The organism is Mycobacterium sp. GA-1841, from assembly GCF_001954135.1.
In the GTDB taxonomy this organism is placed as follows: Bacteria; Actinomycetota; Actinomycetes; order Mycobacteriales; family Mycobacteriaceae; genus Mycobacterium.
Map to the genome: position 1 here is coordinate 102315 of NZ_MBEQ01000094.1, position 22507 is coordinate 124821.

Here is a 22507-nt window from a genome sequence, read left to right on the forward strand (position 1 = left end):
TGGATGCGACAGCCAGTGCCATCAGGACGGCATTGGATCGTGTGACCCTCATCGAGCGCAAATCACTGCCTTAACCCAACCGCGGCCCTAACCCGACACAACGTCCTCCGACTTTGACGAGTACGAGCGGCTCGGCGAAGTCGACGCACCATTCGTCTTGAGCGTGAGAGGCGAATGTCGTCAGCACGGCCGACAACGGCTGCGCGACTCGATGCGGGGGAGGGCGCGCCGCTGTCGCCGACCGACGAACGTAAACCGGGGCCGGGCTGCATTAGCGCTTCTAATGCGGGCTAAAATTCATTAGCTGTACTTGACCAGCGCATACCCATAGCGTCGACCACATGGCTTCACCCGTCCTCGTCGGATTCCTCACCACCATGGCGTTGATCGCCGCGATCGGCGCCCAGAATGCCTTCGTGTTGCGTCAGGGCATCCGCGGCGAGCACATCGTCGCGGTGATCGCGTTGTGCACTGTCTCGGATCTGATCCTGATCGCGGCCGGCATTGCCGGTGTCGGGGCGGTGATCACCGCACATCCCGATGCCGTCACGGTGGTGAAGATTGGCGGCGCGGCCTTCCTGATCAGCTACGGCGTGCTCGCGGCGCGGCGTGCCTTCCGGCCGTCGGCCCTCACCCCGTCGGAGCGCACACCGGCCCGACTGGCCGAAGTCCTGGTCACCTGCCTGGCGTTGACCTGGCTCAACCCGCACGTCTATCTCGACACCGTGGTCTTGCTCGGCTCTCTGGCCAATGAACACCACGAGCAGCGCTGGCTGTTCGGTGCCGGCGCCGTGCTGGCCAGCGCGGTCTGGTTCACCGGTCTGGGCCTCGGGGCGCGGCGGCTGGCCGGGTTGTTCGCCACCCCGATGACCTGGCGGATCCTCGACGGCGTGATCGCGGCGACGATGATCGCGCTCGGTGTGGGCCTTGCGGTGACCTGAGCGGCCCGGGCCGTAACGCCGGGGCAGGTCGCAACGGCATCGCATCGATGGGACAGACTGACCAGGTGAATCGCATCTTCCGACGTGGGCAGCCCACCGCCGCGCACCCGTTGGCGGACGCGCCCGCATGGTTCACCGCCGCGTTGGACGAGACGCCGCAGCACTCGACCATCGACGTCGGCGGCTGCCCGATCCACCTGCGCGCCTGGGGCGACCCGGACAAGCCCCCTCTGGTATTCGTCCACGGCGGCGGTGCCCACTCCGGATGGTGGGATCACATCGCGCCGTTCTTCACCTCCACGCACCGCGTCGTCGCCCCCGACCTGAGCGGGCACGGCGACAGCGGCAAGCGCACCGAATACGCCCTCTCGATCTGGGCAAAAGAAGTGCTCGCGGCGGCGGAGGCGTCCAGGGCTTCCGACTCCTCGGCACGGCCCACCATCGTCGGCCACAGCATGGGCGGCTGGGTAGGCGCCTCGGCTGCCACCCATTACGGAGACCAGATCGACAGCATTCTGGTCATCGACTCACCGCTGCGTGATCGCGCTCCCGAGGAAGTCCGGTTGCGTAAGCGGCGCCGCGACGGAGCCGGTTATGCGACCGAGGACGAGATCCTGGCCCGGTTTCGGGCGGTTCCGAAGCAGGACGTGACACTGCCCTACATCGGTCACCACATCGCCGAGGAATCCATCCGCAAGGTCGATGACGGATGGGTCTGGAAGTTCGACCCCGACATCTTCGGCGGCCTTCTGATGGACGAAACGCCGGACGACGAGGAGCTCCTGGAGAACGCGTTCGCCCGAATCCCTTGCCGGATCGGCTATTTGCGATGCGAGAACGGGGTGGTGCCGCCCCGGATGGCCGATCAGATCCGCTCGATCCTGCAATTGCGCGGACCCTTCGTCGAACTCGCCGAGGCCGGCCACCACCCAATGCTGGACCAACCCCTGCCGCTGGTGGCGACCATCCGCACCCTGCTGGAGTTCTGGTCGATCACTTAGCGTGCAAGGGTCCGGCAAAGGACTTCTTCAGTGCTCTCGGGGCTACGACCGGCAACAGCGCTGCGAGCATTTTGCGTTTGAGCCCCGTCGGGTTTCGGATCAGTTCGATGTCGATTCGCGTACCGGTGGCCAGCGGAGTGAGTTGGAATGTCCAACCACCGCCCGGACCGAAGACCTTCGAATCGTGGGTAGCCACGATGACGCGGCGACGCTTGGTATCCCAGTCGTAGCGGGCACGCTCCCACGCCGCAGCCGTTCCCTCGGTCACTTCTGCCCAGGTGCCGCCGAGCGCGTGTACGTGAAAATGCTCCTCGTCGATCGTCGGCCACTGCGCCGGACGTGACGACCCAAAGTCGGTCAGCACGTCCATGACGGCGGCAGTGTCGAGGTTGGACGTCATCTGAAAACGGACAACGGACATGGTTGTACTCCTTGGCAACGAATTTGGGACGTAACGGGATTCACCGCGGTCGGGATTCCAGGGTGAATGCCATCCCTCCATCTGACTTGCCGCCGGTGACCAAGTCCAACGATTGCTTTAGCTGACAGCCATCTCAGATCGAGATGAAACCCCGGATCGCCTGCAGATGTGACTCGAAGACGGCGAGCGCCGGCCCCCAGTTTGTTAGTTAGTCTACCTATAGAGTAAGGTTTCGACCCTCTTCGGCGCAGGCCGAGGCCACGCGTGCAAACGCCCTGGTATCGAAGGAGGTCGCTGCAGTGTCTCAGCAGCTGGTCGAACGTCCGGCCACCCCGAAAGGCGGTGGCACGTTGGTTGCGGTGCTCGCGGCCGCCGGCGTCAGCGTTTCCCTGATGCAGACACTCGTGGTGCCACTGGTTCCACAACTGCCCGAGATCCTGAACACCAGCCCGGCCAATGCGTCCTGGGCGGTCACCGCCACACTTCTCACCGGCGCCGTGGCGACGCCGATGTTCGGTCGACTCGGAGACATGTTCGGCCCCAAGCGGATTCTCATCGCCTGCGCGGTGTTTCTCACCGCCGGTTCGGTGATCGCCGCGCTCACCAGCTCCCTGGCGCCGCTGGTGGTCGGTCGCGCCCTGCAGGGCTTCGGCGCTCCGGTCATCCCTCTGGGCATCAGCGTGCTGCGCGCCGCCCTGCCGGCCGACCGCGTCGGCGGCGCGATGGGTATGGTGAGCGCCTCACTCGGCGTGGGTGGCGCACTGGGTCTGCCCCTGTCCGCAGTGATCGCCGAGCATTCCAGCTGGCACGTATTGTTCTGGTTCGCAGCGGGTTTGGGCCTGCTCTCGGGAATCCTGTTCGCGACAATGGTCCCCGACATCGTGCCCTCGACGTCCACGGGCCGATTCGACGCGCTGGGGGCGGTCGGACTGGCCACCGCACTGCTGTTGTTACTGCTCCCCATCTCCAAAGGCGCGTCGTGGGGCTGGAGCAGCCCCCTCACGCTCGGCTTGCTGATCGGGTCGGTCATGGTCTTCGTGGTGTTCGGCTGGTGGCAGTACCGCGCGCCGACACCGCTGGTCGACATGCGCACCACGCTCAAACGCCCAGTCCTGCTGACCAACATCTCCTCGGTGGCAATCGGATTCGGGATGTTCGGGACCAGCCTGATCGGCCCCCAAATCCTGCAGATGCCGGCAGCAACCGGGTACGGCCTGGGCCAATCCATGGTGATGGCGGGCCTGTGGATGGCGCCGGGAGGCCTGGCGATGATGGCCGCATCCCCGGTCGCGGCCAAGGTGATCGCCACCCGCGGACCGCGGTTCACCCTGGTCCTGGGCGCCGTCATCATCGCGGTGGGCTACCTGGGCGGGACCCAACTCCTTGGCTCAGCGGCAGGTGTCCTGACATTCGGCGTGGTGTGCAGCGTCGGCGTCGGCTTCGCGTTCGCAGCCCTGCCCACCCTGATCAACTCGGCCGTGCCGGTGTCAGAAACCGCTGCCGCCAACGGGATCAACTCACTTGCCCGTTCGCTGGGCACGTCGACCTCCAGCGCGGTGACCGGCGCGGTGCTGGCCCAGATGACCATCGTCTTCGCCGGCCAGACGTTCCCGACGCTGGCGGCCTTCCAGACCGCCATGCTGATCGCCGGCGGCGCGGCCGTGGTGGGAGCTCTGCTGGCCGTGACGATCCCGACCGCAGTCCCGACGCCGGCGTTGGCGGATGTGGAACAGGTCGTGGTGCCCGTCCCGGTGCGACGCCGGGCCCAGCGACTCGAGAACGTGCTGACCGCGCTCGGCCGCCAGGCAGCAGTGGCGTTGCAGATCCCCTCGACGCCCTACCGACTGGACCGCGGCGACTACGTCATCGCCTCCTATCTCGGCGGCGGTGACCCCCTCACCCTGGACGAACTGGCGCGCGCGGTCGACAGCCCGGCCGAGACCGTCGATGAGCGGTTGTCCACCTTGATTCGCGACGGCATGGTCGGCCGATCCCCCACCACCGATCAGGCCGCACCGCCGCGCTTCCTGCTCACGTCGCACGGCCGCAACACCTTTGAGCGCCAACGCGCCCTCAATATCTCCCGGCTGGAGTCCATCCTGTCGCGTTGGGATGACGGCGACGTGGCAGCCCTCATCGGCTACCTCGGACGGCTTTCCGACGGCATCGACGGCGAGGTGCAACGGCAGAACATGGCGGCAATGTCGACCCCGGCGGCCACCCCACCACCGTCACCGAACGCGCCCACCGCACCTCTGCACACGCCACGGTCACCTGGGGCGCGGCGTCGCCCGCAACCCGTCGCACCGCAAACGTCCCGAGCGCGGTGGAGCACTCCGCCTCGGTAGCTCGAAGCCACGTCAGGTACCGCGAACCACCAATTCCACTGGTAGACGGACGGATTCGACATGGCGCTGGGCGATGACGTCCAGCAGACATCGGAACGCGGTGGCACCGATCTGTCGGGCCGGGGAGCGCACGGTGGTCAACGGCACCGGCAGCTGCGCAGCCACCGGGATGTCGTTGTAGCCCACCAGACCCAGCTCGTCGGGAATGCTCAAGCCGACGTCGCGGGCCACACCGACCACGCCGATCGCGATCGAGTCGCTGACCGCGAAGATGCCTTGCGGCCGATCGGGACCGGTCAGCAGCTCGGTGCCGGCGCTACGGCCGCCGGCGACGTCGAACGTGGAACGTTTGACCCGGTGCGGCGGCAGCTCGACCCCGGCGTCGGCCAACGCGTCGCGGAATCCGGCCAGGCGGTCGTTGGCGGTGGTGGCATGCGCCGGGCCGGCGATGACGGCGAGATCGCTCAGGCCGCGCTCCAGCAGATGCTGCCCGGCCAGGTATCCGCCGCGACGGTCGTCGCCGCCGACGAACGGGACGCCGGCCTCAGCGTGGCGGGTCATCAGCAGCACCGGTACCCGGCCGAGGTTCAGCGACTCCAGGAAGCGGTCACCGGGGATGTGCAGGCTCGACAGCAGCAGGCCGTCCACCTGCCGGCTGACCAGGAATTCGATGGCGCGCCGCTGCGCGTCGAGGTCGTCGGGCGGGCTGGAGAGCAGCACGGAGTACCCCGCGGCGGTCGCGGCCTCTTCGATGCCCTCGAAGTACGTCGCCACCACGCCGTCGGTCAACCGCGGCATCACCACCCCGACCGTGGTGGTCCGGCGGGTCCGCAGGCTGGCGGCCTGCAGGTTGCGCTGATACCCCAGTTCGGCGGCCACTGCCCGCACTCGCAGCGCCGCCTCCGACCAGCCGTCGATCGGCTCGGGCTGCCGCAGCACCCGGGACGCCGTGGAGATGTGGACCCCGGCGCGGTCGGCGATCTCTTTGAGCGTCGGCGCCCGACCCGTCACTGCCGACCTCCTGATCCGGCGGATTGACCGCATCCGCGATGCGCCCTTACTGTAGGTGATGCAATCGTTCTCGCAAACGTTCTGACAACCGATTGCACACGTCTGCGGCTCCAGGAGGAAAAATGTCCAAGGCCACCACGCTGGCCCAGCTGTTCGCGCTCGACGCCCTCCTCGATGAGGACGAGCTCGCCATGCGCGACACGGTCCGCAAGTTCTGCGATCAGCGCATCCGGCCGCACATCGCGGAATGGTTCGAGGCCGGCACCCTGCCCGCCCGCGAACTGGCCACCGAACTCGGTGGACTCGGCGTGCTCGGCATGCACCTCGACGGCTACGGCTGCGCGGGCACCAGCGCGACGGCCTACGGCCTGGCGTGCCTGGAGCTGGAAGCCGTCGACTCCGGCCTGCGCAGCCTGGTCTCGGTGCAGGGCTCGCTCGCCATGTTCAGCATCCACCACTGGGGCAGCGAGGAGCAGAAGCAGCACTGGCTGCCGAAGATGGCCACCGGCGAGGCGATCGGCTGCTTCGGGCTGACCGAACCCGACTTCGGTTCCAACCCGTCGGGCATGCGCACCCGCGCCAAGCGGGACGGCGACGACTGGGTGCTCGACGGCACCAAGATGTGGATCACCAACGGTTCCATCGCCGACGTCGCCGTGGTGTGGGCGCAGACCGACGACGGCATCCGCGGTTTCGTCGTCCCCACCGACACCCCCGGATTCTCGGCCCCGGAGATCCACGCCAAACTCTCGCTGCGCGCATCGGTCACCTCCGAACTCGTGCTCGACGGGGTGCGCCTGCCCGCCGATGCGGTGCTGCCCAAGGCCCAGGGCCTGCGCGGCCCGCTATCGGCGCTGAACGAGGCCCGGTTCGGCATCGTCTTCGGTGCCACCGGCGCTGCGCGCGACTGCCTCGAGACCGCCATCGACTACGCGCAGACCCGCGAGGTGTTCGACAAGCCGTTGGCGGCGTACCAATTGACGCAAGCCAAGATCGCCGACATGGCGCTCGAGGTCGGCAAATGTCACCTGTTGGCCTACCACCTCGGCCGGATCAAGGATCGCGGGGAGATCGCCCCCGAACAGGTCAGCCTCGGCAAGCTGAACAACGTGCGCGAGGCCATCGCGGTCGCCCGCGAATGCCGAACCATCTTGGGCGCCAACGGCATCACCCTGGAGTACCCGGTGCTGCGGCACGCCAACAACCTCGAGTCGGTGCTGACCTACGAGGGCACCTCCGAAGTGCACCAGCTGACCATCGGCAGGGCGCTCACCGGCGCCTCGGCTTTCCGGTGAACGCCGCGGATTCCGCCGGAGCTCTCGACGGCCTGCTGATCGCCGACTTCGGCCGGGTGCTGGCCGGCCCGTACGCCACCATGCTGCTGGCCGACCTGGGCGCCACCGTCGTCAAGATCGAGCGCCCGGGCACCGGTGACGACACCCGAAGCTGGGGACCGCCCTGGGTCGACGGGGAGGCCTCGTATTTCCTGTCGGTCAACCGCAACAAACAGTCCGTCACGCTGGATCTGCGCGACCCCGCCGGACTGGCGCAGGCGCAGGCGCTGGCCGCCCGGGCCGACGTGGTCGTGGAGAATTTTCTGCCCGGCACCATGGACCGGCTCGGGCTGGGCTACGACGACGTCAGCCGGACCAACCCCGGCGTGGTGTACTGCTCGATCACGGGATTCGGCCGCGAGCAACAACTTCCAGGTTACGACCTGCTGATCCAGGCGGTCGGCGGGCTGATGAGCATCACCGGACCGGATCGGGCCACCCCCACCAAGGTCGGTGTCGCCGTGGTCGATGTGATCACGGGACTGCATGCCGCGGTGGGCATCCTGGCGGCGCTGCGCCATCGCGACCGCACCGGCACCGGTCAGCGGGTCGAGGTGAACCTGCTCTCATCGCTGCTGTCGGCGCTGGTGAACCAGGCCTCCGGGTACGTCACCGCCGGCGTGGTACCCCAGGCCATGGGCAACCGCCACCCCAGCATCGCCCCGTACGAGGTGCTGCCGACCGCCGACCGGCCACTGGTGCTCGCGGTCGGCAACGACCGCCAATTCCAGGCGCTGACAAAGGTTCTCGGGACAGCCGAGCTCGCCGAAGATCCCCGCTACGCCACCAACGCCGAGCGCGTGCGCCATCGCGAGGCGCTGATCGAGGAGCTCATCCGGGCGCTGGCCACCGATACGGCCGACGGCTGGTACCAGGCGCTGACCGAAGTGGGGGTGCCATGTGGTCCGCTCAACGACCTCGCCGACGCCTTCGCGCTCGCCGAGCGTCTCGGCCTCAGCCCGGTGACCACGATCGACGATCCGTGCCGAGGCAAGCCGGTGGCCACCGTGTCCAATCCGATCCGGCTGAGCGTCACCCCGCCGCGCTACCGCACGGCACCGCCGCGGCTCGGCGGTTTGACGCTCGACGAAAATGGCTACCGTCAAACCATGTCTGAACCCAACGCCGATAGCCGCATCGACGACGTCGTCCCCGGTGACATCATCACCCTCGGCAGCGGTGAACCCGTCTGCAAGGTGGTTCACAAAGAGTCGACGGAGTCGGGTTTCGTGGTCACCTTCGAGGACGACGACGGTGCGACGTTCCAGCGGGAGTTGGCCGCCGGAACACCGGTCACGCGGTCCTTGGAGTCCAAGTGGGAGTCCACCCAGAGCCCGACCGCACATTCGGACTGAGACACCTCAGCGAACCAGGGTGGCGCCGCCGTCCAGTCGGATCTGTTGCCCGGTCATAAACCGGGACTCGTCGGCGAGCAGGAACAGGGCCGCATAGCCGGTCTCCCAGGCGCTGGCCCGACCCATCTTCAGCTTCACCACTTCCCGGTAGGCCTCGTCGACCTCCTCGGGTTCGAAACCGAACAACTCCTGCGAATCGTGGTTACCCAACGTGGAGTCGATCGGGCCGAGCATCAACGTATTCGCGCGCACGCCGGCGTCGGCGTATTGGGTCGCGGTGAGTTCGGTGATGTAGTTCAGCCCGCACTTACCCAGGGCGTAGGGCATGATCCCGATGTTGAGACCGACCTCGTTCTTGATACTCGCGATCGACGAGAAGTTGATGATGCTGCCGGTCGATCCACCCTCGTTCTTCTCCATGCACTGTGCGGCAAAGAGATTGCAGTAGTAGCAGCCCAGCATGTTCACGTTGATGCCGTGGTTGAAGTCCTCCACGGTCATCGCATTGTTCACCCGGTCGAACGGCGGGTTGATCGCCACGCTGTAGACCATCCCGTCGACGCGGCCGCTCTGCTGCATCGCGGTGTCGAAAATGCGCTGGCAGTCCTCCTTTTCGGCCACATCGGCCTGCACGGCGTAAGCCTTGCCGTTCTCCGCGGCGATCATCTCCACCGTCTCCTTTGCGGCGGCGAGGTTTCGGTCGACGACCACCACCTCCGCACCGTGGCGGGCGGCCACGATCGCTGTGGCCCGGCCATTGCCGATCTTGGGTCCGGGCATCTGGCCCCCACCCACGACGACCACCACCTTGCCGGACAGGTCGAATGCGGTGCGCTCGCGACGCTCGAAATCTGTTGACATATTGTTCTTTCCTTTGACTATTACGCGTAACGGATGGCGTGTTCCGGACAACCGTCGACCGCTTCGATGACGGCGTCTTCGAGTTGCGACGGGATGTCGGTGACGAGGGCCTCGGCGTAGCCGCCGTCGGTGAGCGTGAAGACGTCCGGGCACAGCCCCGCACATACCCCGTGTCCGCGGCAGAGTTCGTCGTCGACGACCACCCTCATCGGGGCTCCCCTTCTGCGCCCGCAGCAGGAGTCAGCTTGAGATGCAGATCGGTCAGACCGCGCAGGATGTACGTGGGCACATAGTCGTATCGGCGGGCGTCGGCGGCTCCGTGCTGGGACTCGTCGATCTCGATGGAACTGGTGGTCGCCAGCAGCCGCTGGATGACGACTTTCGCCTCGGCGCGGGCCAGCGGCGCACCGATGCAGCTGTGAACCCCGCGACCGAAGGCGATGTGCCGGCGGGCATTGTGCCGGTCCAGGTCGAAAACATCGGGGTTGTCGAACTGGCGCGGATCGCGGTTGGCCGCACCGTAATGCACCATCACCACAGTGCCCGCGGGGATCTCGACATCACCGACGGTCGTGGTGGCACGGGCCAGCCGGAAATCACCTCGGATCGGGCTCTCGAAACGCAGGGCCTCCTCGACGAAATTGGGCACCTGGTCGGGGTGACGACGCAGGTGTTGCTGGAGTTCGGCATCCTCGGCCAGGATCTTCAAGGCGGAGGACAGGAGCCGGACCGTGGTCTCCTGGCCGGCCGAGAAGAGATTGGCCGCCACCCGCACCACGTCGATGACCTCTGGGATCGATCCGTCCGGGAAGGTGGCCTGTGCCATCTCGGTCATGACATCGCGGCGGGGACTGCGGCGCCGGTCCTCGATGTAGTCGCTGAACCGGGCGTAGAGGAATTCCAACGGAGCGTGCGTCATGACCTCGTCATCGGTGCTGCCGAGCGAGTTGTCCCCGGTCAGTCGTGCGGTGAGTTCGGGACGGTCCGCCTCGGGGACGCCGAGGAGATCCGCAATGACCAGCAGCGCAAAGGGATTGGCGACGGCGCGAAGGAACTCGCCACCACCGTCGGCGACGTAGGGCTGCAGCACCTGATCGGCGAGGCGCCACATGAACTCTTCGTTTTCTTTCAGGCGTTTGGGGGTGATCAGGCGGCTGAGCAGCGACCGGTGCGCGGTGTGGGTCGGCGGGTCGAACGAGGGGAGCTGGTCACTGAACGGGAGTTCGTCGCGGTGCGCCTCGATCATTCTGCGCACTTCCGATTCGTCGAGACCCTCGAGCGGCACCGGGAATCCGGGGGTCGGTCCGGTGGTCGTGTTGCACGACGAGAACGAGTCGTGGTCGGTAGCCACCGCCAGCGCTTCGTCGTAGCCGGTGACGACCACGACGTTCTTCGACGGCTCCCGCAGCACGGGGTTCGTGTTCCGCATCTGCTCCAGCACCGGGTAGGGGTCCGCGACCAGGGCCGGGTCGTGGAAGAAGTCGATGCCGTCGAGCGGAGAGTTCTCGGCGATCGGCGTCGGCTGCGGCACGGTGTTCAACGTCATGCGTGCTCCTGACTGGGCGGGATGGACTGAGTGAGCTGACCAAACGTACAGCTGCTTACTGACCAATCGTACAGACATATACTGTACGAATGGTCAGCCAGCGGCAAATTGTTAGCAACGCTACCTTTAGGACGTTCCGGTGAACGCCTCGGCTCCGGCCGGTGGCACCACCCGGCAGAAGTTGATCGACGCCGCCATCGAGTTGTTCCGCCGCCACAGCGTCGCGGGGACCTCTCTGCAGATGATCTCCGACGAGCTCGGCCTCACGAAATCGGCGATCTACCACCACTTTCGAACCCGCGATGAGCTACTGAGCACCATCATGGAGCCCGTGATCGACGAGCTGGCCGAGCGCGTGCAGACCGCCGAAGCGCAACGTGGCAATCGAGCCCAAGCCGAATCCATGCTCACCGGCTACGTCTCCCTGGCCGTGGCACACCGTGAGCTGTTTCCGATCCTCAGCGGCGATCCCGGCGTCGCCGACCTCCTACGCCAACAACCGCACGTGGCTGCTCTCGTGAAACGACAAGCGGATCTTCTCGCCGGCGCAGAACCTGGGGTCAGCGGGCAGGTCCGCGCCGCCATCGTCATGGCCGGCATCTCGGCCGCCGTCGGGGTGGACTTCAACGGCATCGATGAGCGCGAGCTCTACGACCAACTGGTCACGGCCGGCCGGCGCACGCTGGGCCTCAAACCGCCACGCACAGCGAATCTGCGTCCACCTTCCTGACCCGATGACTTCACCGGCCTCGACGACCTGTTCGAGATCGTTACCCTATGACGTCCTCGAATGTGAGGGAGCAGAAGCGATCTGCCCAGGGCATCGCCTGCTCGAGCTGGGCCGCCAACTTGAGGAGAAGCGATTCCCCGGCGAGCGGTGCGACGAACTGGACACCGAGTGGCAGCCCCTCTGCCGTCCAATGCAGCGGCAGCGAGATCGCCGGGCGGCCAGTGATATTCGCCAGTTGCGTATAGGGCACCCAGCCGAGGTTCTTGTCCACCATGTCGTCGACAATCTTGGTGTAGCGCAACATGCTTGCGGTACGCGTCTTGATCAGCATGTCCGCGCCACGCTGCAGCACAACCGGGAGATCAAACTCGCCGATCTGCGGCGGCAGAGTGGCCAGAGTGGGCGTCAACAGCAGGTCGTAGGACTCGAAGAACGTGCTCAGCCGCCGCGTGTGTTCTTGACGCCGCTGCACCGCGTCCAGATAGTCGACGCTGCTCGTGGCGCGGCCGATCGCCGCCATGATGAGCGTGTCCCGCTCGAACGCGTCGTCACCTGCGCCGGTCAACCGCTTGGCCTCGGCGAGTTCCCATGCGCTGTAGACGAACCAGGTCAACAGGAAGTCGCGGGCCAGCGCGGCGTCGTCAAAGGGTGCTTGGGGCATTTCCTCGACATGGTGGCCGAGCTCGGTCAGCACGGCAGCCGTCGCCTCGACAGCCGCAAACGCCTCGCGGTGCGGCGTTGGGTTGATCGCCGTCGGCACCCGCAGCCCGATCCGCAACTTCCCGGGCTCCGCCCCGACACAGGACGCGAACGACTCCGCCGGCAGGCCTGGCACGTACGGCCCCCACGGTTCGCCGCCGCTGAGCACATCGAGCATCCCCGCCGTATCGCGTACCGTCCGCGAGACGACGCCCTGAACCGCCGCGCCATGCATGGATTCCCCGGTCACCGGTCCCGACGGCGTCAGGCCGCGGCCCGGCTTCAACCCGACAAGTCCACAGCTCGCCGCCGGGATGCGGATCGACCCGCCACCGTCATTGGCGCCGGCGCAGGGCACGATGCCCGCGGCGACGGCGGCCGCCGACCCGCCCGAGCTCCCACCCGGCGACCTCGACAAATCCCAGGGGTTGCGCGTGGGCCCCCATGCGTCGGGCTCGGTGATGCCCTTTGCTCCGAACTCAGGAGTGTTGGTTTTTCCGAAGATCACCAGGCCCGCGTCGAGCCAGCGCTGTACGACGGTGGCGTGTTCGGCGGCGATCAGCGACATCTGAGCACGGGAGCCGGCCGAGGTGGGCAAACCCGCGTAGTCCTGCGCAAGATCTTTTATCAGGAACGGGACCCCGGCGAAGGGACCGGTGAGATCGTCGGTCGGCGACGCTGGGACGTCGCGCACGATGGCGTTGATCATCGGGTTTACCGCCGCCGCCCGATCCCGAGCCGTCGCGAGCAGCTCAGCCGCCGAAACCTGCTTGTCAGCAACCAGTTTCGCCAAAGAGGTGGCATCGTGCGCCCGGTACTCGTCGAAGTCCATCCCACGAACCTAGACCGAGGTGACGCTACGCGGTGAGCTACCGCCCGGAAGGAAGCGGCTGGTCCTCCTGCCCGGGCCTCTCTGCCTACAGTGAGGCATGCTGCTGATCACCGGACCGTCGGGCAACGTCGGCTACGAACTGGTGGAACAGCTCAACCGGCCGTCGGGCCTGTCCTGGCGCGTGGCCAGCAGGCACCCGGACGAGCTGAAGGCGAGATTGAGCGGCGGCTCGACCGACGTCGTCGCCCTGGACTTCTTCGACCGCTCCACCTGGGACCGCGCACTGGCCGACGTCGACTGCCTGTTCCTGTTGTTCCCGTTGCCCGGCAACCGAGCCGCACGAGACGCGATCATCCCGTTCATCGCTGCGGCCGAAAGCGCCGGCTGTCGCCACATCGTGTACGTGTCGGTGTTCGGTGCCGACCGGGCCAGGTTCATTCCGCACTACAAAGTCGAGAAGGCGCTGCGGGACAGCACGCTCACCTGGACGGTGCTGCGATGTAGCTTCTTCATGCAGAACCTGCACCGACAGATCTCCACCCACGGCGAAGACATCGTCGAGCACGGCGAAGTGTTCATTCCCGCCGGCCGCGGACGCACCACTTTCATCGATGCGCGGGACGCCGCCCAGGTCGCGGCGAAAATCCTCGCCGAGCCGCAGCGGCACGTCGATACCGTCTATCACCTCACCGGGCCCGCGGCGTTGACGATGGACGAGGTGGCCGCGACACTGACCGCCGAGGTGGGCATCAAGGTCACCTACACCCGACCGGGACTGTTCCGCTTCGCCCGCCGCCTGCGCAGGCGCGGAGTCGGTTGGGACACCGTGGGTTTCATGTGTGCGGTGTACACGCTGACCCGATTCGGGGCGAACCAGCCGCTGACTGACGACGTCCGTCGGTTGCTGGGCCGGTCGCCACGCACCTTGCCCGAGTTCGTCCACGACAACGCCTGGCGCTGGCGGGAGCGGGCCTGGACTTAGCGCTAAGTGTCGCTCTCTGCACCCTGTAGCGACACTTAGGTGATTAAGTGTCGCTATAGGGGACCTATGGCGACACTTGCGCCGCTCAGCTGCGAGACGCTGCCCTGGACTCCAAGCCTGGACAGCAGCTACTCCCGGTCGTCTCGCCGGGGTGGGCCGTATCGAGCTGCGATCCCCTCATCTATCGCCGACCTCCATCTGGAACTGCCCTCGGATGTGTACGCGGCTGCCGAGGACGCCAGCCTCGCCATCACGCGATTCGATGCTGAACTCGGAGGCGAGATCGCCCCGTTCTCGGCCGTGCTCCTGCGCAGCGAGTCCGCGGCCAGCTCCCGCATCGAGAACCTCACCGCGTCCGCGCGGCCATCGCAGAGGCTGAACTGCCGGGCGCTAGAGGGAAGGCGAACGCCGAACAGATAGTCGCCAACACAGCCGCGATGATGGCCGCCGTCGAACTGTCAGATCGGGTCGACGCTGATGCCATCCTGGCCATGCACGCCGCACTGATGGTCGGCCAGTCGCGGCACACACCGGGACGGTGGCGTACTGAGCAGGTATGGATCGGCGGTGGGAACAGCCCGCGGGGCGCGATGTTCGTCCCGCCCCGCCACGAGCGTGTCCCCGCCGCGATCGACGATTTGATCGCCTTCGCCGCACGCGACGACGTTGCTCTGCTCGCCCAGATCGCCGTAGCCCATGCCCAATTCGAGACCATCCACCCGTTCACCGACGGCAACGTCGCACGGGCCGGGCGCTGGCGCAGTCGATGTTGCGCAACAAAGGCTTGACCCGGCAGGTGACGGTCCCGGTGTCCGCGGGGATGCTGTCCGATACCGACGGCTACCTTGCCGCTCTCACCGCCTACCGAGAAGACGATCTCGCGCCGATCGTCGAGCGGTTCGCCCACGCCAGCGAGCGCGCGGTTGTCAACGGCCGGCAGCTGATCACCCAGCTGCGTGAGATCCGGCCGAGCTGGAACGACCGGGTCACCGCACGGTCGGACTCGGCGGTGTGGAAAGTTGCCGACCTGCTGACCCGGCGGCCAGTCGTCAACGGTGTGCTCCTGCGCGAGGAGCTCGGGATCTCCACTGACCACCCCCGTCGTTACATGGGTCCTCTCACCAAGGCGGGCATCGTCGTCGAGTTCACCGACCGAGCGCGCAATCGTGCTTGGTGCGCGCCTGAAATCCTGGATGCGCTCGACGCTTTCGTCGAACGGGCCGGACGACGCGGGTGAGCACGGGGGACGGCCACCGATACCTCGATGAATCTCCGTAGTGGAAGGTGTAGGTAGCAATACCCGGTGATGTCCATGTTTGTCGGACGCACTTTTTGCAGCCTGGATGACGAAATCCGAGAACAGTGCCAGCATGCATCCCGATATTCAGCTCTTCCCGAACTGAGCGATTCGCGTGGCGCCGGACGTATGCTCGCAATGTGGTTCGGCGTATGGCAAGCGCGACATTCCTGCAGGAGCAGCGCGACCAGCGCATGGCCCCGCACATCGCACCGATTAACCAGTTTGTTGCCGAGCTTCAAGACCCAGCCCAAGGCCGCTGGCTGCCGGAGGTGGCCCCGATGCACGCCGGAACTGACGCGCTTGTGATCTCGGTGCTGCGCGACCCGGGCCCCAAGACACAGGACGGGACGGGTTCAGGTTTTCTGTGCGTCGAGAACGATGATCCGACGGCGCAACGGCAGCTCGAACTGTTCGAGCAGCATGACATCTCGCCGCGGAGTGTTCTTCCATGGAACGCTTACCCGTGGTACATCAACCGCGCGCCCAGTGCGGCCGAACGTGCTGCCGGCGCTGCAGTGTTGCTCAAGTTGGTCGGGCTGGCCACGGACTGCCGTGTTGTCCTACTCCAGGGTAATGAGGCTGCCGACGTTTGGCGGCGGATCCTCAAGCATGATCCCAGCCTGGAGCACGATCGAGGGATCGAGTCAGTAGTGAGTATTCATCCCGGCCGGCAGGCACTGTGGACACCCGATCCAGCAGAGCGGCAGGCGCGTCTCGACCGGCAGCAGAAGGCATACAAACGGGTGAGCGAGATCGTTAATTATCTCCAATAGCAGTCGGTAGCAGTCGAATTGAAGGCACCTTGTACTACTCCCCACCACGTGCTCGGCTGAGCTACTTGATCACATGCGTGCGAGAAGTTCGGCCTTCTTATTGACGAACTCCTCGTCGGTGAGAATCCCGGCATCGCGCAGCTCGCCAAGCTTGCGAATCTGATCGGCCAAATCTGGCACTGGGGCTGACTGCGCGTTAGTGGTCGGTGCGCCGGAACGCATGGCGCGGAACGCGGCGATGAATGTCTCGGCGCGACCGTGCGCGACCTGGCTGATCTGAGCAGAGCGCCCCGAAATCGAGATGTCGATTGCCTCGCCGCCCAATCTCTTCGAAAAGCCCAACGACCCTATGGCCGAGAAGTCGAACTCCTCAACTTTCGCGCCCAGAAGGCTCTTGTCGAAAAAGAACAAACGCTGCGTAGTCAGGACCAGCATTCCCTGGCGGTCGGCGTAGACGCCCTGAGCGAGCTCAACGACGCGCTCATCGAGGTGAACGTAGTTGGCGAGCGCACGTGCTTCGAGGTGACCGAAGAAGCGGCCCATCTTGCCCAGACGGTTCAGAGCCTCACCGACGCCCAGGTCGTCGATCGGGATGTTGATTGCCTCCAGGATCTCGGCGAGTACATTGTCGTGCTTGTCACCGAACATGTCCACAGACCAGTCAATCACGGTAGTTGCGTCTGTCTCTGGACGCATGGCCGCACTCACAGTTGCAGCCCAGCGGTTCTTTCGAAGCGACCGTCTGGACTCGCCGACGATCGGGTTGGACGGCATGGACACCTCGATCCCGACGGCTTGCATCGCGGACAGAACTGCCGGGTAAGCGCTCTCGTAGGGCGCCAGAATCCGGGTCGCCGAATTTCCAACGATTGCCACCACCGAATCGTAGACCGATGCCGGCCACCCAGTATCGACGTTCAGAACTGTCTGCAGTGATCGAGCAGGCGATGCGAGCCCGGCCTAGAGGCCAACTTCGTTGCTTCGTCGGGAGCCTGAGGAGTAGCCGCCAGATCACGCGTTTTTCACCCGACCGAATCTGAAGTGCATGCTGCTGCCGAAAATGCGTCTTGTGTATGTGGTCAATTTGGGACACAAGCCCGCGTCGGCTGCGGCTCCTTGCATTCCAGAGGGCAGATCCGCCAACTTCGCAATCTCAAACTGCAATCCGCCATTGAAAACTGCAATCGATAGAGGAGGAAGCCCCTTGCCCCATAACGCTACGACGCGTAGCGTAACGCCGCGTGACCCGGAGCTTTCACGTCGGCCAGCCGTTCACCACCCCCGATGCCGAGATCACGGCGGCGTTGGAGCAGGTCAGCATCCCGACGCTGCTTCTTTCTCTCGTGCACATCACCGGCGACCCGCGCTACATCCGTGAGTTCAAACAGGCCGGGCTGTTCCTCAACGAGGTCCAAGGCTTCATGAGTGAGGAAGACAAGGCCCGCGCACGTGAGGTCGCCTTGCCGGTGATCGCCGACTACCGCGATCGTGGCTGCCCGGTGCCCGACCCGCTGCCCGCCGAGGTGGTCCGGGAGATGATGGACTGGGCGGCCTGCGAGTCGGTCGACGACGACAACGTGCCACTGATGCTCGAAGAACTCGACCTCGAGGGCGTCGACCCACGCCGACCCAGAACCCTGGAGAACACCAACGGCTTCAGCGTCATCGTCATCGGCTGTGGGGAGTCCGGGGTGCTGGCCGGAGTGCGCCTCAAGCAGGCCGGCATCGACTTCACCATCGTGGAGAAGAATGCCGGCCCGGGTGGAACCTGGTGGGAGAACAGCTATCCCGGCGCCCGCGTCGACGTGGCCAACCACTTCTACTGTTACAGCTTCGAACCCAGCAACCACTGGGAACACTTCTTCGCCGAACAACCCGAACTGCGCCAATACTTCCGTGACGTAGTGGACCGACACGATCTCGAACCGCACATCCGGTGGAACACCGAAGTGGTCTCCGCCGCCTGGAACGACGACCACTGGGACGTCACCGTGCGCACGCCCACGGGAACCGAGACGCTGCACGCCAACGCCGTCATCACCGCCGTCGGCCAGCTCAACCGTCCTCAGATCCCCGACTTCCCCGGCGCGGAAACCTTTGCCGGACCGGCCTTTCACTCCGCGGCCTGGGACCACAGCGTCGATGTCACCGGCAAGCGGGTGGCCTTGATCGGCGCCGGCGCCAGCGGCTTCCAGATCGCCCCGGCCATCGCCGACAAGGTCGAGCACCTCACGGTTTTCCAGCGCACCGCGCAGTGGATGTTCCCCAACCCGATGTACCACGAGCCCGTTGCCGATGGTGTGCGCTGGGCAATGGAACACCTTCCGTACTACGGCCGTTGGTACCGTTTCCTGCTGCTGTGGCCCGGAGCTGACAAGGGTCTGGACGCCGCCCGCGTGGACCCGGATTACGCGGACCAACGGAACGCGGTCAGCGAGATCAACGCCATCGCCCGCATCATGTTCACCGACTGGATCACCACCCAGGTCGGCGACGATGCCGAGCTGCTGGCCAAGGTGCTGCCCGATTATCCGGCCACCGGCAAGCGCACGTTGCAGGACAACGGCAGCTGGCTGGCCACCCTCAAACGCGACAACGTCGACCTGATCCGCACTCCGATCGAACGCATCACCCCGACCGGCATCGTCACGACCGACGGCGAGACGTACGACGTCGATATCATCGTGTACGCCACGGGTTTTCGCGCCACTGAGGTGCTGTTCCCGATGACGATCGCCGGACGCGACGGCGTCGACCTGCGCGACACATGGGGGAAGCGCCCGTACGCCTACCGTGGCATCACCGTGCCAGGCTTTCCCAACTTCTTCATGACCTACGGGCCCGGGACGCACCTGGCGCACGGCGGCAGCCTGATCCTCAACTCGGAACTGCAGATGCGCTACATCAACCAGTGTCTCGAGCACCTCGTCAGCACCGGCGCCAAGACCATGGAGCCGCGCCCGGAACCGACGAGAGACTGGCATCGACGCTCCCAAGAACAGATCCGTCAAACAGTGTGGGCGCACCCGTCGGTCGAACACTCGTACTTCAAGAACGCCGACGGTGAGATCCACACCGTCAGCCCGTGGCGGCTGAGCGAATACCGTTCGGCCATCAACGAACCCGTCTGGTCCGACTTCACCGTGCAGGAGGCCTGAGTATGCGCGCCGTCGTCGTCGACAGTGCCGGAAAGATCCACGTCGACACCCGGCCCGACCCCGAGCTGCCCGGGCCGGACGGCGTGATCGTCAAAGTGGAATCGACCGCCATCTGCGGCTCGGATCTGCACTTCCTCGAAGGCCACTACCCCATCGTCGACCCGGTATCCCTCGGGCACGAAGCCGTCGGCACCGTCGTCGAAACGGGTTCACAGGTAACCAAATTCACCAACGGTGACCGGGTTCTGGTGTCGTCGGTCGCCGGTTGCGGAAAATGCACGGGATGCGCCACCCATGACCCGATCCGCTGCGTGCACGGTCCTCAGATCTTCGGCTCCGGCGCGCTCGGTGGCGCCCAGGCCGAACTGCTCGCCGTGCCCGCCGCCGACTTCCAACTGTTGGCCGTCCCAGAAGGCATCACCACCGAGCAAGCCCTGCTGCTGACCGACAACCTGGCCACCGGCTGGGCAGCCGCGAAACGCGCCGACATCCCCATCGGCGGTTCGGTGGCGATCGTCGGACTGGGTGCGGTCGGCATGTGTGCGCTACGCAGCGCGCTCACCCTCGGGGCGGCACAGGTTTTCGCGGTCGACCCGGTGGAGACCAGACGTATGCGCGCGGAGAAATGGGGTGCGGTCGGGATCGCCCCGCCCGCGGTGCAGGCGATCCGGGAGGCCACCGGAGGACTCGGCGTCGACGCGGTCATCGACGCCGTGGGTACCGACGCCTCGATCAACGACTCGATCGAGGCGGTGCGCGCCGGCGGCACGGTCTCGATCGTCGGCGTGCACGATCTGCAGCCCTACCCGCTGCCTGCGCTGGCCTGCCTGATCCGCAGTCTGACCGTCCGGCTCACCACCGCGCCGGTGCAGCAGACCTGGCCGGAATTGATCCCTCTGCTGCAGGCCGGTCGGCTGGACGTCGACGGCATCTTCACCGACACGCTGCCCCTCGACGACGCGGCCGAGGGCTACGCGGCCGCCATGTCGCGATCCGGAGACCACCTCAAGATCCGCCTGACGACGTAGCCCACGTCACACTTTCATTGATTTGGGAATGAAGTCCGCATTGTGGACGGTTCCACGGGCACGTGTGCCCACCGAACCCGTTAAGTGACCGCCCCGAGTCCGCCTTCACGGGTGAGGTGTATCCGACGGACAGCGACGGGCACCGCTGATGCGTCAAGGACCACTCGCCGGCCGGTATCCCGCCGCGGCCGCCATGGTCAGCTTGGCGCTCATCCCGTATCTGGCGCTTTCAGCTGCGGTGGAGCCGCTGGTGCCGGTCATCTCCGCCGAACTGCACATGACGGCCCAGGCGATGAGCCTGGGTTTCGGCCTGGGTAACGCGGCCTATGCGGTGGGCACGGTGCTGGCCGTCCAGTTCGCCCAGCACCTGCCCCAGCGGCGGATGCTGCTGGCGTATGCGGTTGTGCTGGTCCTCGGCTCGGTGCTGGCCGCCTCCGCGCAGAACGGGGTGATGTTCGTCTGCGGCCACGTACTGCAGGGACTGTCCACCAGCATGCTGCTGATTGCGGCGGCACCATCCCTGACCATCGGCTTTCCCCGGGACAAGCTGCGCTACACCGCCGTGATCATGAACATGTGCGTGTTCGGGGCGGTCGCCCTGGGCCCGTTCATCGGCGGTCTGCAGGCCGAGGCGCAGGCGTGGCGGCCGTTGTTCTGGGTCATCGCCGCCATCGCGGTGACGGCCTTGATCATGGCGGCCCTGACCTTCGAGGACGCCCCACCGGCCGACCTCGACGCCCCGCGGGACCTCAAGGCCATCGGCCTGGCCTCGGTCGGCTGCGCCGCGGCCTTCATCGGTGCCGCGCAACTCACCAGCCACGACTTCACCGACCCGGCAGCGTGGGCTCCGATGCTCGGCGGCCTGGCACTGATCGTGGTGCTCATGGTCTACCAGTTCCGGGCCCGCCGGCCGCTGCTGACCATCCGCACCATGCTCACCAGTTCCATCCCGGTCGCCGGAGTCGGCGTCGCGCTGTTCGCGGCCGCCGCCTCGGTGGCGGCCACCGCCCTCACGGCCCAGGTCTTCATGCAGACCTACAGCCCGGTGCAGGTCGGACTGCTGTATCTGCCCGAACTTGCCGGCGCCGTCGTGATGGCCTTCGTGTTCGGGTTCGTCATCACCCGACGGGCGATGCATTATCTGCCGCTGGTCGGCATGGGCTTGCTGGCCGCCGGAATTCTGGTGTTTCTGTTCGCTCTGCCCGACAACCGGCCGCTGGCTCTGCTCGGCGCGGCGCTGACCGGGCTGGCCCTGGGTGCCACCGTGGCCCCGGCGCTGTTCGTCGCCGGTTTCTCACTGCAGTCCAACAGCCTGCAGCGGGTCTTCGCGATCATCGAGTTGCTGCGTGCGGTGGCCGCGTTCATGGTGGCGCCGATCTTCGCCTATTTCGCCGCCCACGCTGCGGGTGGTCTCACCGCAGGCGCCGTCGACGCACTGTGGATCGGATTCGGATTGGCCGTCGGCGGCGCCATTTTCGGCGTGGTCGTCTACGCGCTCAGTGGGGCTCGGCCGCAGCAGCCTGACCTCGACACGTTCCTCGACGGCGAATCGCCGGCGTGGTATTCACCGCCACTGCTCGCCCGGCTCCGGCCCCGTCTGCCGGCACCGGCCGTACCCGAACGCGCTCGCCCAGCGGCGACACCGTCACCGCACGAGACGTCGACCACCCCTGGCCCCGTGCTGTTCGCCTATGACGGTTCGGCCCGCGCCGGATCCGCGATCGAGCAGGCCGCCACCGAACTGCCGGCCGGACGCGACGCGCTCGTGGTGTGCGTGTGGCAACCCGTCGACGTCGGGTTCACCCCAACCGAGTCAACGCATTTCGACGCCGATCAGGCCACCGAGGTGCGTCGGGCCGCCGAGCAGACGGCCGCCCACGGCGCCTCGATTGCCGTCCGGGCCGGATTCTCAGCGCGCAGCGTGGCCGTCGAAGCCGCACCCATCTGGAAAGGCATCGTCGCGACAGCCCGTGACCACCACGCGAGTCTCATCGTGGTCGGGCCGCACCGGCGCAGCGGTTTTCTCGGCCACCTCGAAGGCAGTGTGGCGGGCGCCGTCGTCGCGCATGCCACCACACCGGTGCTGGTGGTGCCCGAGACCGCGGCCACAGCGTGTCCGTGAATTGAATCGGCACCGTCCGGCGTTCTCTCTAACGCATCCGATTGGACGCGACACCCAGATGAGGG

Annotated in this window: 17 protein-coding genes and 2 pseudogenes; 12 read left to right on the plus strand and 7 right to left on the minus strand. The window is 66.3% G+C overall.

Going from position 1 to position 22507, the window contains the following annotated elements; genetic code table 11:
- Window positions 1-341: 341 nt before the first annotated feature.
- Window positions 342-941 carry an L-lysine exporter gene (lysE, locus tag A5740_RS22235; protein ID WP_076197633.1) on the plus strand — a complete coding sequence of 200 codons (600 nt, stop codon included), beginning with the start codon at window positions 342-344 and terminating at the stop codon, window positions 939-941.
- Window positions 942-988: 47 nt separating this feature from the next.
- Window positions 989-1942, plus strand: a complete 954-nt coding sequence (locus A5740_RS22240) for an alpha/beta fold hydrolase (protein WP_076197635.1) — start codon at window positions 989-991, stop codon at window positions 1940-1942.
- Here A5740_RS22240 and A5740_RS22245 read toward each other — a convergent pair.
- Window positions 1935-2363, minus strand: a complete 429-nt coding sequence (locus A5740_RS22245; protein WP_076197637.1) for a hypothetical protein — start codon at window positions 2361-2363, stop codon at window positions 1935-1937. The two genes, A5740_RS22240 and A5740_RS22245, sit on opposite strands and share 8 nt — an antisense overlap.
- Window positions 2364-2662: 299 nt before the next feature.
- Here A5740_RS22245 and A5740_RS22250 point away from each other — a divergent pair, with 299 nt between their 5' ends.
- Entirely contained in the window at window positions 2663-4711 is a 2049-nt protein-coding gene (locus A5740_RS22250) for an MFS transporter (RefSeq protein WP_254849299.1), read from the plus strand.
- Between the two features lie 12 nt (window positions 4712-4723).
- Here A5740_RS22250 and A5740_RS22255 read toward each other — a convergent pair whose 3' ends face one another.
- Complete coding sequence (locus A5740_RS22255; RefSeq protein ID WP_371454788.1) at window positions 4724-5722, minus strand: LacI family DNA-binding transcriptional regulator; 999 nt, start codon at window positions 5720-5722, stop codon at window positions 4724-4726.
- 122 nt (window positions 5723-5844) lie between these two features.
- On the opposite strand from A5740_RS22255, the gene A5740_RS22260 reads away from it, so the two are divergent.
- The gene (locus tag A5740_RS22260) at window positions 5845-7017 is read left to right on the plus strand and encodes an acyl-CoA dehydrogenase family protein (RefSeq protein ID WP_076197642.1); all 1173 of its coding nucleotides are present in this window, start codon (window positions 5845-5847) and stop codon (window positions 7015-7017) included.
- A pseudogene (locus A5740_RS22265) lies at window positions 7014-8129 on the plus strand (CaiB/BaiF CoA transferase family protein); the annotation flags it as partial. The gene A5740_RS22260 and the pseudogene A5740_RS22265, both read left to right, overlap by 4 nt.
- A gap of 288 nt (window positions 8130-8417) precedes the next feature.
- On the opposite strand, the gene A5740_RS22270 reads toward A5740_RS22265, so the two are convergent.
- Genes A5740_RS22270 through A5740_RS22280 form a run of 3 tightly spaced genes read right to left on the minus strand, consistent with a single transcriptional unit; the run spans window position 8418 to window position 10818 of the window.
- Window positions 8418-9272 (minus strand): SDR family NAD(P)-dependent oxidoreductase, encoded by an 855-nt coding sequence (locus A5740_RS22270; protein ID WP_076197644.1) that lies wholly within the window; start codon window positions 9270-9272, stop codon window positions 8418-8420.
- Between the two features lie 20 nt (window positions 9273-9292).
- Window positions 9293-9481 (minus strand): ferredoxin, encoded by a 189-nt coding sequence (locus A5740_RS22275; RefSeq protein ID WP_076197646.1) that lies wholly within the window; start codon window positions 9479-9481, stop codon window positions 9293-9295.
- Window positions 9478-10818, minus strand: a complete 1341-nt coding sequence (locus A5740_RS22280) for a cytochrome P450 (protein WP_076197648.1) — start codon at window positions 10816-10818, stop codon at window positions 9478-9480. The genes A5740_RS22275 and A5740_RS22280 overlap by 4 nt, the downstream gene beginning before the upstream one ends.
- A 139-nt stretch (window positions 10819-10957) precedes the next feature.
- Here A5740_RS22280 and A5740_RS22285 point away from each other — a divergent pair, with 139 nt between their 5' ends.
- Window positions 10958-11548 carry a TetR/AcrR family transcriptional regulator gene (locus A5740_RS22285; protein ID WP_076197650.1) on the plus strand — a complete coding sequence of 197 codons (591 nt, stop codon included), beginning with the start codon at window positions 10958-10960 and terminating at the stop codon, window positions 11546-11548.
- Between the two features lie 40 nt (window positions 11549-11588).
- On the opposite strand, the gene A5740_RS22290 is transcribed toward A5740_RS22285, so the two are convergent.
- On the minus strand, window positions 11589-13079 hold the full coding sequence (locus A5740_RS22290; RefSeq protein WP_076197652.1) for an amidase: 1491 nt from the start codon (window positions 13077-13079) through the stop codon (window positions 11589-11591).
- Window positions 13080-13176: 97 nt separating this feature from the next.
- Here A5740_RS22290 and A5740_RS22295 point away from each other — a divergent pair, with 97 nt between their 5' ends.
- From A5740_RS22295 to A5740_RS22305, 3 genes and pseudogenes are all read left to right on the plus strand, one after another.
- The gene (locus A5740_RS22295; protein WP_076197654.1) at window positions 13177-14061 is read left to right on the plus strand and encodes an NmrA family NAD(P)-binding protein; all 885 of its coding nucleotides are present in this window, start codon (window positions 13177-13179) and stop codon (window positions 14059-14061) included.
- 66 nt (window positions 14062-14127) lie between these two features.
- Window positions 14128-15298, plus strand: a pseudogene (locus A5740_RS29355) (Fic family protein).
- Window positions 15299-15510: 212 nt separating this feature from the next.
- Window positions 15511-16134, plus strand: coding sequence for a hypothetical protein (locus tag A5740_RS22305; RefSeq protein WP_076197656.1), 624 nt, complete (start codon window positions 15511-15513; stop codon window positions 16132-16134).
- A 69-nt stretch (window positions 16135-16203) separates the two neighbouring features.
- Here A5740_RS22305 and A5740_RS28840 read toward each other — a convergent pair whose 3' ends face one another.
- On the minus strand, window positions 16204-17010 hold the full coding sequence (locus A5740_RS28840) for a PH domain-containing protein (RefSeq protein WP_175616325.1): 807 nt from the start codon (window positions 17008-17010) through the stop codon (window positions 16204-16206).
- Window positions 17011-17375: 365 nt separating this feature from the next.
- On the opposite strand from A5740_RS28840, the gene A5740_RS22315 reads away from it, so the two are divergent.
- From A5740_RS22315 to A5740_RS22325, 3 genes are all read left to right on the plus strand, one after another.
- Window positions 17376-19292: an NAD(P)/FAD-dependent oxidoreductase gene (locus A5740_RS22315; RefSeq protein WP_076197660.1), complete on the plus strand. Its 1917-nt coding sequence runs from the start codon at window positions 17376-17378 to the stop codon at window positions 19290-19292.
- A gap of 2 nt (window positions 19293-19294) precedes the next feature.
- Window positions 19295-20320 carry an alcohol dehydrogenase catalytic domain-containing protein gene (locus A5740_RS22320; RefSeq protein WP_076197662.1) on the plus strand — a complete coding sequence of 342 codons (1026 nt, stop codon included), beginning with the start codon at window positions 19295-19297 and terminating at the stop codon, window positions 20318-20320.
- A 148-nt stretch (window positions 20321-20468) separates the two neighbouring features.
- On the plus strand, window positions 20469-22442 hold the full coding sequence (locus tag A5740_RS22325) for an MFS transporter (protein ID WP_076197664.1): 1974 nt from the start codon (window positions 20469-20471) through the stop codon (window positions 22440-22442).
- The last annotated feature ends 65 nt before the right edge of the window (window positions 22443-22507 follow it).

Coding starts and splice junctions, on each gene's coding strand:
- lysE (WP_076197633.1), top strand. CDS start 342: ATGGCTTCACCCGTCCTCGTCGGATTCCTCACCACCATGGCGTTGATC.
- A5740_RS22240 (WP_076197635.1), top strand. CDS start 989: ATGGGACAGACTGACCAGGTGAATCGCATCTTCCGACGTGGGCAGCCC.
- A5740_RS22245 (WP_076197637.1), bottom strand. CDS start 2,363: ATGTCCGTTGTCCGTTTTCAGATGACGTCCAACCTCGACACTGCCGCC.
- A5740_RS22260 (WP_076197642.1), top strand. CDS start 5,845: ATGTCCAAGGCCACCACGCTGGCCCAGCTGTTCGCGCTCGACGCCCTC.
- A5740_RS22270 (WP_076197644.1), bottom strand. CDS start 9,272: ATGTCAACAGATTTCGAGCGTCGCGAGCGCACCGCATTCGACCTGTCC.
- A5740_RS22275 (WP_076197646.1), bottom strand. CDS start 9,481: ATGAGGGTGGTCGTCGACGACGAACTCTGCCGCGGACACGGGGTATGT.
- A5740_RS22280 (WP_076197648.1), bottom strand. CDS start 10,818: ATGACGTTGAACACCGTGCCGCAGCCGACGCCGATCGCCGAGAACTCT.
- A5740_RS22290 (WP_076197652.1), bottom strand. CDS start 13,079: ATGGACTTCGACGAGTACCGGGCGCACGATGCCACCTCTTTGGCGAAA.
- A5740_RS22295 (WP_076197654.1), top strand. CDS start 13,177: ATGCTGCTGATCACCGGACCGTCGGGCAACGTCGGCTACGAACTGGTG.
- A5740_RS22305 (WP_076197656.1), top strand. CDS start 15,511: ATGGCAAGCGCGACATTCCTGCAGGAGCAGCGCGACCAGCGCATGGCC.
- A5740_RS22320 (WP_076197662.1), top strand. CDS start 19,295: ATGCGCGCCGTCGTCGTCGACAGTGCCGGAAAGATCCACGTCGACACC.
- A5740_RS22325 (WP_076197664.1), top strand. CDS start 20,469: ATGCGTCAAGGACCACTCGCCGGCCGGTATCCCGCCGCGGCCGCCATG.